General features: G+C 44.5%; 6 protein-coding genes. All 6 read right to left on the reverse strand.

The features are described from left to right. Positions 1-6: 6 nt before the first annotated feature. Positions 7-1,266: a glycoside hydrolase family 99 protein gene (locus tag ACFFGT_RS29345; protein WP_377026079.1), complete on the reverse strand. Its 1,260-nt coding sequence runs from the start codon at positions 1,264-1,266 to the stop codon at positions 7-9. Between the two features lie 38 nt (positions 1,267-1,304). Continuing rightward, positions 1,305-3,563 carry a GH92 family glycosyl hydrolase gene (locus ACFFGT_RS29350; protein WP_377026080.1) on the reverse strand — a complete coding sequence of 753 codons (2,259 nt, stop codon included), beginning with the start codon at positions 3,561-3,563 and terminating at the stop codon, positions 1,305-1,307. Between the two features lie 268 nt (positions 3,564-3,831). Then, positions 3,832-6,390, reverse strand: coding sequence for a galactose oxidase (locus tag ACFFGT_RS29355; RefSeq protein ID WP_377026081.1), 2,559 nt, complete (start codon positions 6,388-6,390; stop codon positions 3,832-3,834). A gap of 217 nt (positions 6,391-6,607) precedes the next feature. Beyond that, positions 6,608-8,002 (reverse strand): GDSL-type esterase/lipase family protein, encoded by a 1,395-nt coding sequence (locus ACFFGT_RS29360; RefSeq protein ID WP_377026082.1) that lies wholly within the window; start codon positions 8,000-8,002, stop codon positions 6,608-6,610. 3 nt (positions 8,003-8,005) lie between these two features. After that, entirely contained in the window at positions 8,006-10,138 is a 2,133-nt protein-coding gene (locus ACFFGT_RS29365) for a DUF5703 domain-containing protein (protein WP_377026083.1), read from the reverse strand. A gap of 47 nt (positions 10,139-10,185) precedes the next feature. Next, positions 10,186-14,046 (reverse strand): glycoside hydrolase family 3 N-terminal domain-containing protein, encoded by a 3,861-nt coding sequence (locus ACFFGT_RS29370; protein WP_377026084.1) that lies wholly within the window; start codon positions 14,044-14,046, stop codon positions 10,186-10,188. Positions 14,047-14,193 lie beyond the last annotated feature (147 nt).

Raw genomic sequence — 14,193 nt, forward strand, 5'->3', positions numbered from 1 at the left:
TTGAGCTTACTTTTTTACCGGCAGCGGCACATCTGCTGTTAAAGGAACCTGCTTACGCAGCATTTTAGCGGCATAACCGGTTAAATATAAGTAATAATCGTTAGGGATATCATCCTCAAATGTAACAAAAGTGCTTAAGCCAACCGGCGGATTTTTTGATACTTTGAGAATGGCCGTGCCTTCGTCAACCTCATCAAACATGGCCACATACAGCATTTCGGCACCGCTGTTGATAGCGCCGTTAATTTGCTTCCAGTAAAAATGGCCGCGGTTGCGTGGAATCTGGTTTTGCTTTGCCCTCGGGTTCATGTTGTGCCAGCTAAAACCGGGGAACACCGTAGGCACATAATCAACCTTATTGGTTTTGCACCAGGCAATGTCATCGGCAATGCGCTTTTGAAAAGCAGGATAAGCATCTTCATTAAAGCGCCCTACAAACCAGGGGTGTACAATATCAACTTTCCGTAGCAGGTCATGCAGGTGCGGATCGTTTTCGGTGTCGTTACCGAAATCACGCCAGTAGGTTGGTACGCCAAGCAATATGGCACAGCCGCCGTAAACCGGGTCGTTCTTTAAAAAGTCGATGATCTTTTCGCCCTCGGTTAAACCGTAACGGCGGTGGTCGTTAAAACCTATCCCCCATACAGCCACCAATGGTTTGCCATTGTGGTACAGCCAGGTTTGGTTATTACCCCGGTTGGTAACTTTCATGCTATCAATAAGATGCTTCCAGTCTTTGATCACTAACGAATCGCCGCCGGCGTTCATACCCGAAAGATCGTACATTACTGTAATAGCTCTATGGTATTTCTGAGCGTATTTAAGCGCGTTGCCCAGCACCACATCGTTATGGTGCTTTCCTGCCCCCCGCTGCACATCGCCAATAAAACGCTGTACAAAAACACCATCTACCCCATATTGCTGCATCCATTTAAAATGGGTTTCGGTTGATGAGGCATCATATGAGCTGTACAGGTAAGCATCGCTGCCATCGGCCAGCTTAAACGGGGATTTGTAGATTTTAGGATATTCGCTTACATCGGGCCACAGGTCAATATTGGTATAGCCCGGTTCAAATTTACCATGTGAAAGGTAATGGTTCCACCAGCGGTTGCCTCCATCACCGGCCGCGTTGAACCATCCCTGGTATCCGGCCATTACCAAACCTTTGTAACTTTTAAATGCCGATGTTTTACTGTGCCTTAACTGCGCGTTGGCAACAGCGCATAGCAGTAGCAGCAGGATGCTAAAAACGTGTTTTTTCATCAGGATAGATTTTAATATGTGTTGATTTTTTGCTTAGATCAGATACCCCAGTTTTTATTTGGTTTAGGCCCCATTTCAAGTTCAAGCGTGCCGCCTGCCATGAGTTGCTCATGGGTAAAGAGCGGTTTATTGAGCACCTGCCCATTAAACTTAGCGCTTTGGATATATTTATTAATTACCGAACAATTGCTGGCCACCAGTTTAAATTGCTTGCCGTTTTGCAGGTTGATGGTAACCTTGCTGAAAACCGGGCTGCCTATGGTATAAACGGGCTTACCGGGTGTTATGGGATAAAAACCCATTGACGAGAATACCACAAAGGCCGACATGCCGCCGCCATCCTCATCACCCGGGATGCCGAAGATGTTGTCTTTGTACCAAACATCAAGCAGAAACCTTACGCGTTTTTGCGTTTTCCAAGGTGCGCCCGCAAAGTTATACAGGTATGGGATGTGAAAGCTTGGCTCATTACCCATTGAATACTGGCCAACCAATCCGGTAGCATCAGGAAACTTGGCCCAAAACTGGTATTTGCTCCTATCAAGGCTTTCTCGGAACAGCTGATCTAACCGCGCCTGGAATTTATCCTGGCCGCCCATCAGGTTTGCCAAACCGGGGATATCATGCTGTACCTGCCAAAGGTAAGTCCAGCCGTTATTTTCATCATAAAACTCGCGACCGCCTAAGCCGCCGTCAAATTTGGGGTCGATATCAATCCAGTTACCATCTTTATCTTTAGGGATGAACATTTGTTTATCATCGTTCCACAGGTTTTTATAGTTGAGGGCACGTTTAGCGAAGGTGGCTTCATCATTTGTTTTTTTCAACTCACCAGCCAACTGACCGACAGCCCAATCGTCATAGCTCCCACCGAGGGTAACCGCCACTGCCTGCCGTTTTTCAAAGCCGTGAACCAGGCTTACAGTTTCTTTTTCGCCTTTTTTCAAAGCCGGGAAATATCCTTTGGTATGATAAAAATCATCCAGCTCACATTTTGGGCCGTTTTCCCATGGCAGCATGGTAGCTTCGTTGGCATTTTTCAGGATACCTTCGTAGGCCTTATCTACATCAAAACCGCGGATGCCTTTACGGTAATCATCCAAAAACATTACAGTAGAGTGGAAGCCATTCATACAAGGGTTATCACCAAACAATACCGGGAAGGTTGGCATCCAGCCGCTTTGCTCATACTGGTTAACATACGAGTTCAGCATATCCGACTCTAACTTCGGGTGGAGGATGGTACGAAGCGGGTGGAGGGCCAGGTAAGTATCCCAAACCCAATCGTCTACATAAAACGGACGGTTACTGTCGTGTATTTTTTTGTCGTAACCGCTGTAATAATGCCCATCCTCGTTAATATCCACCATCCGCTCATTACAGCGGTACAAGGCTGTATAAAACGACCGGCGCTGCGCCTCGGTACCACCTTCGGTTTCAATTTGTCCAACAACTTTGGCCCATGTTGCTTTGGCCGCCTCTTTCAGCGTTTCGAAACCGGCATTGCTAAACTCATCGTTAAAGTTTTGCTTGGCCTGCTGTGGGCTTACGTAGGATATGGCATATTTAAATTCGATCACATCCGGCGTACCGTTTGCAAAAATGATGTATGATTTCAAATCTTTTCCATCAGCAGATGCCTGCTGAACCAAAGCATTATCTTTTACGGTACCTGTAGTTCCTTTTGCATTGAACTTACCATAAACATAAACCTTAATATCGTCATGATAGGTTTCAAAACCGCTTAGCTCGTTGCCACCTGTGAAAGTAAAATTGGCGGCACCATCATTATAAAGTCCAAACAAAATGCTTTTAGCTGCACTTTTAGCCGGGAAGGTAAATTTATAGTTCCCAACCTTTTTACCCGGAGCAAACTCAACGGTAATATCTTTATCAATAAGATAGGTTGAATAATACCATGGGCGGGTGACTTCAAGGTCATGGTCATAGGTCATCCGTTCATTCCACGAAGCCGGGGTTAATGTGTTATTGTCCGGCTTAACTGAAAACACCTCTCCTAACCGATGCGAGACTATATTTAGCGGAAAACTGGAAATCTGATCGTCAATATAATCGTGACGAACCGGCAGCATCCTGATCATCTGGTTAGGCAGGTGTGTTGTTGGCCGGGTGGGCTCAAGCAAAGCTCCTACGTTGCCAATATGAGGATCGATGTATTGAAGATTGCCTTCGTCTTTTGTTTGGGCAGATGCGGTTATACTGCCGCACAAACTACTGATACCAATTACCGTAGATAAAAACAGCGGTTTAAACAACCGGGGAAGTGGGCTTAACATGAATATTAATTTATTTCTGATTAATGTCTTATTTCATTTCATAGAGACGCATCACATGCGTCTCCTAAATACCACATATCATTTCGTAAGTTGCTTGTCCTCCCGGAGACGCATGTGATGCGTCTCTACAAGAACCGTTTAAAGCAACTACACAAAAGTAAAAGCAACCGGGCTTATTAACTGGTAATAGCCTCAAAATTGCTCGCACAACTTAATTAATCATTAAAATTTGATTAATTAATCCAATAAATATCTATTGTAACAGATTTTATTCAAGAATTGAATGAAAATCGCGCTCAAAAGCTTCGCCGTAAATGGCCTTGTACTCCTTGTTGAAATTTTCAAACGTATTTTTGGCTAACGAGTGTTTGCCGATATGTGACAGCGCTTTGCATTTAAGGATCATGGCTTCCTCATTCACCGGGTCGAAATAGAAGATATCATTGGCAAGCTTGATCAAAAACTCTGGATCATCCGTAACTTTTATCGAATTGGCAAACTGGATGTAGGAATCAGTGATTTCATTAGATACTTCTGACTTGAAGGCATCGAGCCATTCATATTCAATATTCGACAGGAAATTACCCCTTTGGGTGATGTGCGTAAGCTGAATGATCTTTTGTTTATTGAGCTTGCTTTTGTTTGATACGATGTTGAGATAATTATGATAATCAACCTGGATCTCATTATAATCAATCTCAATTTTCCAGTAGCCGGTATCTTTAGACAGATGGCAATGCCCCATCTTATCCAGCAGGGATTTCAATTTGGCTATGTTTACCGAGCGGTTATTCCGCGCACTTTTTTCCGATTTATCAAACCAAAGAATCTCGTTCAGCTTTTCGGAGCTTACCCCTCTGTCAAACTTAACCGAATACATCAGGATCACGAGAAACAGCTCCTTCAACAGCGGCGTAAAGTACTTGGTAATCTCGTTACCATCGGGCGTAAACAGTTGCAGGTCGCCAAATAAAAATATAGCATTTTTGTTAGCATGAAGACGACTTTCATTATCTTCCGGCACAGCTAAATCCTGCAATTCATTAACAGGTAATACCATTTCTGCCGCAATTTTCTGAGGTTCGGGCAATGGTTGTAAAGCGGCCTTTTTACGGCGGTTAATAACAACAAATGCCCCTATTCCTAAACATAAAACGCAAGCGCCACCGATCCATAATAAATAACCGATATGGCTCTCCGACAGGATATTAGTAGCAATCGGCTCCGGCGGACTAAGCAGCGAATAGATTTTAACCCTGGTACGGTCATTTTCCTTAAACAGCGTTACCGATAAAAATTTGGCGCTATTCGGCAGATAATACAGATCAGCATAAGCGCTTACATCATGAAACTGAAAGGGGATAGTATCCCCTACCATTTCGTAGGCAGGCTTATCTAATGAGCCTTTTATCAACTGTAAACTGGAGTTAAACTTATGCTGAGGGAAGATCAAACCATAATAGGTTTTATCCTTTGAGTTGATAACAAGTGAGTTGGCAAAAACAAAATCCTCATTTTTAACATCGATATTAAAAAGCTTTTTAAAGGCTTTGTCCTTAACCGTAAAGCGCACCATATCATAAATATTACGCGGGTTTACGATTTGCTGGCCCGATGCGCTGCCATAACCACCAATTACGTAAACGGTATCGCCATTGACATTAGCTCCAAGCCCAGCCAGGTAACGCGGGGTAAAAACATCCCCCTTAAATTTTACTTTTTCCCATTGCTTGGTGTTAAGGCTAAAACGGCGCACACTGTCTTTATAAACAAGCTGACCATAGCCGCCTATGGTATAAACAGATGTATCAGTTTTGCAGAAAAACTTATTAAGATGCCCGTTATTGGTTGCCAGGTTACGATAACCTTTATCCCATTTACCGGTAACAAAATCAAACGTACCAACGGCCGTTTGATCCATAAACAAGTAATATAGTTTATTATTGGCATATAAAGTCTGGTCGCCAGGCACCAGCATCTGGCGGCCCGAAGCATAAGCCTTACTTTTTAGCTGAGGAGTTTTGTTGACCGAATAAGTAACAAGCGAGTCGGCCGTGATGATAAATACATCTTCATTTGCAGCATCGAAAGCCAAACTGGCATCGCCCGGAACGGTAAATTCCTTTTCCAATTGCCAGTTTCGGTGCCGGGCTTTGATCCAAAGCGGGTTATTAACCGAGCCGTTGTTCTGGTTTTCGGTTTCGTTGACTACGCTTCCCTGCCATTCATTAAGCGGCCAGTTAGCTATTTGCTCTGTATTTTGCAGCACGCGTACATCGCGCAGTTTAAACGGCGGCAAATCTGTAGTTTGAAACTGCTTATAGGCATTTGCGCCAAAGAGCAACTTATAATTTGAACTTGCTTTTAGGTGGATGCCGGTTTCACTGAATGATTCATTACCCGAAATAACCGTGATCCGGTCGCTTTTATAATCAATCAGGATCTTTAAATTGTTCCAGCGTTCAAAAAGCGGTTTATCATCAATATTGAAAGATATTTTTGAAAGGCGTTCGCCGATTATGATCTTAAAGTGTTTTGTATTAGCCTGGTTATCATACACTAAGTCAACATTTTGATTATCATCGCCTATCAACCGTAAAATGTAACCGAAATAAATGGCCCTGTTGGGTATGAAAGAGAGATCGAACGAAAGCTCAAATTTATCTTTTCGGGCAAGGTTTTTAAGGTCAAGGTCAAGCCCGGTACGTTTATCCTGTACAACCTCATGACTGTAAAACCCCAGCCCGTACGATTGTGCACAGACCGGCGATATGAACAATAAATTCAATAAAACAACAACAATTATCCCCGATAAAAAAAATCTCATGTTGATAAGTACACCTTAAGCATTACAACTTATGTACCGCTCTGTAATTTATAATTTAGGCCCAAATTCAATGTTTTTCAATTGGCTCGATTGGCTAAAATTACAATAAATACCGTTTAGTTTCAAGGATTATAACATTATAATCCAACGGCTCATAAAGCGGTTTAAGCATCAATAAGTTAGTGAACTTATACTTAGTGTACAATATAATTTGATATTAATTTGGCAGGGGGATTGCATAGCCTGTCGCCTTCAAAATAAACTCAACTATCGGGGCCGGATTGGGCAAACTATGCGGATGATGTTTAAAGCCCGGCTTATGAATTACCGTTATTGAACCACCCAGATCCTTAACCTTTTGCTCAAACAACAGGGTATTTTTTGAAGGGTCAACCGCCTCATCGTCGTCGGCCGAAAGGTGCAGCATAGGGAAGTTACCTTTTACAATTTGGGATACCTTATCTATAGGGCTTACCTTTAACGATCCAATCTGGCCGGCATAGGTTAAATTGAAGTCTTTTTTGAGGATGGCAGAGTCGGGCCAGTATTTCAGGTCGAGCAAGGCATTATCAGCATAGGTACAGGCCACTTTGTTCGGGTTAGCCGCCGCCCAGTTGTACATGTAAATACCTCCCCTGCTCATGCCTTCAAGCACAGCCTTTTTACCCAGGCCGGCATTGTTAAGCATTTTATAAAAATCATTCCAGTAGCCAATGGCTTCATTATTGCCCAATAGTTCGGCCACATCGCAATAAACGATATGGAAGCCGTGCTCCAAAAGTGCAATGTCTGTTTGCGGTTCGTGGCCCCAGAAACGTGCCCGCCATACCCATGGATGGCCCTTGGCTGCCCATTTTGGTTTTACCACTTTGCAATCGCGGTTGTCAAAAGTAAATTCGGCGCAGGGGTAACCATAAAAATTGCTCTCTTTAAATTGCTGGTTCATACGGCTAAAAACATCAAAGGTATTATCCCGGGGCTGTACAACAACGTCGTACAATCTTTTAGCTGTCATGGCTGTGCCCTCTAAGTTGGGGTGAATTTTATCGGGCATCCAGCTTTCATGATTAACAAACATGGAATGCATGTCAATCACTTCCAGATGTTCATTATAGCCCACATTCCTGAGTTTCGGAATAATACTGTTAACGATAACTCTATCATAGATCTGATTAGTATCAGCTTGAAATGATGGTATCGGCAATAACAAAACAATGCGCGGATGTGATGGCAATTGGGCAAACGATTGGACCAGGTCATGATAATCATGCTCGTATTCGTCAAGATGTACGCGATTGATGAGCTTGGCATCGTTGCCGCCCAAATCAATAAATACTACATCGGGCTTACTTTGCAGCGCCTGCTGATAGGCTTTGGTACCCCAGTATGACAGATCGCCCTTGCGCAAAAGCGTGGCGCTGCTTACCCCGAAGTTGCTCACCTCCCAATTTTTACCTAAAAGCTTTTGCAGTTGCGCCGGGTACGATTGTGTAGCCGGATCAGGCAAGGTAGCGCCGTAAGTGATGCTTGCACCTATGCAAGTTATTCTTGTTATAGCATTTGCCGCGTTTACCAGGCAAAAAGCTATTAATATGCTCAGTATGTTTTTCATGGTTTATTGCTTTTTGCTCATGTCGATAACATCAGCCAGGCGACTGACTGGTGTAACCTTCAAACTGGTAAGCTTGCCGTTAATTACTTTACCTTCAACTGTTGTTTTATAAGGGGCATTCAATTTAAAATCGGCATTCCAGCCGGCGGGCCATGCAGGTAGCAGCATGATCTTTTTACCTTCGATTTGCATTAACATGAGTTGCAGGCCATTCTCGCCATTACCTCCGTTATCTTCATCGGGCATATAGTCGTTTCCCTTATCCCAAAATGCGGGGAACTTCAAGCCCGGATCTTTGCGGGTAAGGGCAAAGCTGGTATAATCTTTTGCTACTTCAGCATCACCAATCATAGCGGCTTGGATGGGGTCCTGCACCCAGCAGCCTTTAGCACGTTGCTTGCGGGTATTGAAAGTATTTATCGCCACATCCAGGTCTGCCTTACCTAAACCATAAAGCCTGAACGGATATATAGCATATAACTCCGGGTTTTCACTGTTAAATGATTTAGCTGTTTGCAGACCGGTGTATGGCAGCAAAACGGTTTTTCCGTCATGATCTGCAGTGGGCAGCGGGGGCAGCTCGTTATAAAACTTTTGCCAGCGTTGCCTGGTTTGTTCATCAATAATTGTTGATGGCAGTTTGATCATCCGGCTTAGTACCGCATGCAATCCGGCAATGTCGGGTGCGGGATTATGTACCTTCCAAAACATTTCTATCGAATTGTCCGGATCAAGCAATAGCTTGCCGGTACTATCCCGCTTAAAGTGTTCGTCAAAAAACTGCAAACCTGCCGATGCAACAGGCAGCATTGTTTTTTTAGCAAAAGCGGTATCATCCGTATACTCATAGTAATCAAGCATCATCATGCTTAATTCCAATATAGGGGTAAAATAATGATTGGTATAATTGGCTTTAACCTCAGGCCCCATATAGTTTAAACCGCCCCAAAAAGGCGCCGTTTCAGCAAAGTAGGCCCCGCCATGTTTATAAAATTCATTAACCTGTTTAGCATTGGCATGCAGGATATTGGCATACATCCTGAACAGCGGCAGCATCATATCAAAATCGCCTGCCATCAACCGCGGCCAGTACATTGGCCGGGTATTTTGAAACCAATATTGCCCGCCCCAGGCGCGATAATCAGCATTGGCGTTTTTGGCGGGGTTATCAATCACGAAAATTGAGCCGTTAAATTTAATGGGATATGCACCCCGCCCCGCACATGCTGTAACAAAGCGCTGCAAAATATAGCCTTGCGTAACCTTTTCAGCTTCCTCATCCCCGCTTACAAATACGCTGCTCCTGTTCCAGAACTGTTGCCACCATTTTTGGTGGGCTAAGCGGGTTTGTTCAAGGCTTAATTGTTCAATAGCCTTAACTTTTGGTTCCAATTTACCAAGCCATTCACTTCCACTCCCGGCAACTGCGGTTAAAGGATAAATAGAGATAACCTGTGATGTTACCTTGCCCGATTTTAAAGTAACATCATCCTCATTGGACAAGCCTGCACCCTTAATCACCGCACCGAAGGTAAGATTAGCCAAATGCGGATCGGTTGTGGGCGAATTATGATGATACCAGGCTATCCGGTTCTTTTGCCCGTTCAGCACCGTATCTGTTTTACCGGCACGCCAGTTCTCCAGCTTCACATTAACAGTAGTGGCCGTTGCGCTTTTTGCTTCAACCCTGATAACCGGGTGATTGGCATCAACCCAAATGCGGTACTGAACTGATGATTTCCCTTCACCTGCCTGTACCCAGATTTCGCCGTTACTCAATTTCAGGATCTGTTTAAAAGAGGTACCGGTTGTTAAAGGATCTACAGAAACCCTTACCGCACCTAATTTCATCAATACCCCACCCTGCTTCATCCAATCGTCCTTTTCGGCTTCGAGCTCGCCACCCCAAGCATCGGTTTTACTGATGTAAAAAACAAGGTCGCCATTTTTTTCGAACCATACATTGAGGCCGATATCACCATTACCTAATGGCATTGACTGTGCCGAAGTTGGGCCGGGTGTATCCCATTCAACGTTATATTTATCTAATTGTGCGGCCGATTGTGCAAGACAGAATGTAGAGGTAAAAGCAAGGATCCCGGCCATAAATGCCAGTTTAGTTCTCTTTAGGTTCATGGTATTTTTATGCAGATGATGATCAAAAATAGTTAAACATTATATAATTACCGGCCAATAATTAAACCGCCCGATGTGGTGTTTTTGCGCCATTCACTTTCAGTTGACCAGCGGATTTTTTCTCCCGCTGTCATTTCAATCACAGCCGTTTGGAGTAATGGCACCGCATCCCATTTAACTGAAGAGAGCTCAAACCTAACCCTTAACTGTGTACCTTTCTTTAACCCGTTTAAAACGATGCTTTGCATGCCCGGCACCAGTTTTACTTTCAGTGAATCTGTGGCTGTGCCGTTATCTCCTGCCATTTCCACAACAGCGGTTATTGACGAACCCGCAGGGATCTCGCTCCATGTTTTAAGCATATTAACAGTTCCTTTCACAGGCTGCCATTGGGTGCTGACCTGCGCGCTTTGCAAAGCAGTAATTCCTTTTACCGCCAGGTCGGCAATAGCAGAGGCGTTAAGGCAATTGCGGGTAACCAATACCTCATCCATTGCAAATTTTCCATGCTCAAGTCCCACAGCATTGCCGATCATATCAAGCGGACCGGCATAAGGTTTTTGGGTTGCCGATCTATCAAGCTTACCATTAATATAAATGCTTCCCTGCTGCGCCTGTGGATCATAAGTGTAAGCCACATGTACCCATTCATTCAATGGGAAAATATTACGGCTATTTACATCCCTGCTTTTGAATGACAGGGTTGCTTTGTTATTAGATATACCGGCGGCAAGACTGGTGCCTGTTACATCCACATCGGCCCCCATAGGCGCCTGGCCTCCAAAAAAAGCAGCCTGACCATTTGTAAGCTCATCTGCTTTTATCCACGCAGCAAAAGTGAAAGGCTTGCGATAAATATCCAGTCCCCCGGCATTGACGTAGTTATCGCTGTCCGTTGTATAAAAGGCTTTACCGTTTTTACCATCTATATATTGCGGTTTGCCATTTATCCGTAATTGGGCACCGGTTACTTCATTCTTAACGGTTTGGCCATTGGCATTATCAAAGTTGAGGTAGATAAGCGGATCCTGTAAGGCCAATTTTATGCCACCTGGTACAATCAATTGCTGTACGGGATCATTACCCGCCCTGATCCTGAAAGTGCCCGAATGGGGCAGATCATAGCTTAATGAAAGCGGTTGCTGACCGCCTGCCTCTATGTTAAGCGGGATACTTTTAACCGCTGCACCATCAACCGATAACGTAAAGCCGGCTTTATAAGGTTCGCTGCCGGTATTCATAGCAAGGGCTGTATAGGTGAGTACACCCTGCCCGTTAACTGAAAGCTTAGCATTTTTAAGCACAAGCTTTGCGGGGGCTTTTAATACATTCACGGTTTTGACAATCAGCTGCCCTCCGGCAACAATGCTTATGTTTTGGGAGCCGTTTTTATACAGTATTGCATTAAAATCATGAGAGATACTTTTACCGGGATCAAGTTCAAAGCGATAATTATCCAGCTCTGTTTGTCCGAATAATTTTACCTCTCCGGCATCGGTGAGGTTGCCGTTATTTTTTACCGTTACTGTAGCCTCAAAGGGTACACCGCTCTTTACCGTTACCGGTATGCTGAATGTGTAGCTAAAGTTGGCTTTATAAGCCTCTGATATTTCAAACTCCCCCGAAATACCTTTGGCAGGGTCTGTAAAGCCTATCTTTTGTTTGTGCCAGTCGGTTTCATTGGCAGGAGGCTCGGGGCTTTCGCCACCAATGTGAATTCTGAATTTTCCAGGGCCCAGCACACGCTTCATACCGGCATCCAATAACGAAAGCTGGTATGGCGTAAGCTCAAAGCTTACCGTCTTTTTTTCGCCGCTGTGCAAACTTACCCGGCTTATACCTTTTAGCTCAATAACGGGTGTTATAACCGGGGTAAGCATATCGGTAACATATAGCTGTGCCACCTCGTCGCCATCACGGTCGCCGGTGTTTTCAACATCTGCAGTAATGGTTACAAAACCACTGCCTTCTGTTTTATGCGAAACTTTGATATTTGAATATTTAAACGTGGTATAGCTTAAGCCGTGCCCAAAGCGATATAATGGGGTAAAAGGCATATCGTAATAATTATACCTGCGGCCCGATGGCTCATAATTATAAAACAACGGCTCCTGCCCTACATGCCTCGGGAAAGTGATCGGTAACCTCCCTGATGGGTTCCTTTCGCCAAAAAGGATATCGGCGGTTGCATTGCCCCCCTCTTCACCCGGGTACCAGGTTTCAAGAATAACAGGAATATGTTCATTCTCCCACGAAAGTGTAAAGGGCTTACCGTTTACCAACACCAGTACAACAGGTTTACCTGTTGCTTGTACCGCGCGGATCAGCTGCCTTTGCACGCCCGGTATTTCCAGTGTAGCACCATCAACATTTTCGCCGGTAGTTGCGTTCTGTCCCATCGAATTATCGCCGACTACCATGATCACTGCATCGGCCTGTTTAGCAGCATCAACAGCTGCCGCTATCTGTGATTCATCTTTACTGTTGATATCACAGCCTTTTGCATAAAGCACCTTCGTTGAAGCACCGACATGCGATTTTACCGCCTGCAAAACGGTAATTAACTGTCCCTCCCCGGGTTTGGCCGAATAATCGCCGGTTTGGGCTATATCGGCATTGGGGCCAATTACAGCTATGGCTTTTAAATCTTTTTTAAGGGGTAATAGTTTATTATCGTTTTTAAGCAGCACAGAACTTTCTACTGCTACCTCGCGGGCCAGCATACGGTGTTCAGGTGTATCATAAGCCGGCAGCTTATCCCATACCATATCCGGCGAGCCGGGATTTTCAAACAAACCCAATTCAAATTTAGCCCTTAACACACGACGCACATTAACGTCAAGGTCACGTTCCTGCAAAACCCCGTTCTTTACAGCCGATGCCAGCGCTTTACTGTAAGCCGAACCGCATTCAATATCTACACCAGCCAAAATAGCCAGGCGGGAGGCATTTTCAAGATCGGCAGTAATATACTGCTTGCTCATAAAGTTTTCGGGGCCGCTGCAATCAGATACTACAATGCCTTTAAAATCCCACTCTTCCCGTAAAATTTTTTGCAGCAATTCGGACGAAGCATTATCGGGCACGCCGTTCCAGGTACTGTAAGCAGCCATTACCCCACCTGCATGGGCTTCCTTGATTACCGCCCGGAACGGAACGAGATGAATATTACGCATCACCCTGTCCGACAGGCCAACATCATGGCTATCCCTACCCCCTAAAGGTTCGCCATGGCCTGCAAAATGTTTGGGTATGGCTATCATATTCAAACTTTGGAAACCTTTGATCCAGTTAACGCCCATTCGGCTTACCCAATATGGGTCTTCTCCGTAGGTTTCTTCAACCCGGCCCCAGCGGGCATCACGGGCCACATCCAGTACCGGCGACCAGCTTGCCCTTAAATTGGCAGCTTTAGCCTCTGTTGCTGTAGCAACACCTACTTTGTAGATCAGGGCTTCGTTAAAGGTGGCAGCCATAGCCAGGGGGACCGGGAATATGGTTGAACCAGTGGCATATGACTGGCCATGTAATCCTTCGGTTTTAAGCATGGCGGGTACTTTAAGCCTTGGTATTCCCTTTGATCCCCAGCTATCACTTAACTGGATCACTTTTTCTTCGAGCGTGAGGCGGGGCAACAAGTCATTTATGCGCTCCTCTACCGGCAGCTTAGGGTCGAGATATTTTGGAGTAGCGGCAGTTATTTTTCTACCATTAATATCAGATGCAGGTTTACTAACAGCTGAGCTTTGATTTTTGGCCTTTTGCATTTGTTCATCCACATTGCAGTTACAGCCGGTTTTAGTGGCAGTATCAGCCAATAAAGCAGAACCAGGCGGTATAGGTTTTGCCTGGATGAACAACCAACCTGAACAGAGATAAGTTAAAAGGCAGATCTTTTTAAAAAGCATCAGTACAAATTATTAGGCAGCTCCAATTCTTGCTGGAGTTAATTGGTTAATTGATGATGCAAATAAATTGCTGCAACTTAATAAAAGATTAAAAAAGCATTAACCGCCTACGATTTTCGCAATCGATTGTGAAAATCACTTAATTAA

The organism is Mucilaginibacter angelicae, assembly GCF_042434235.1.
Taxonomy (GTDB): domain Bacteria; phylum Bacteroidota; class Bacteroidia; order Sphingobacteriales; family Sphingobacteriaceae; genus Mucilaginibacter; species Mucilaginibacter angelicae.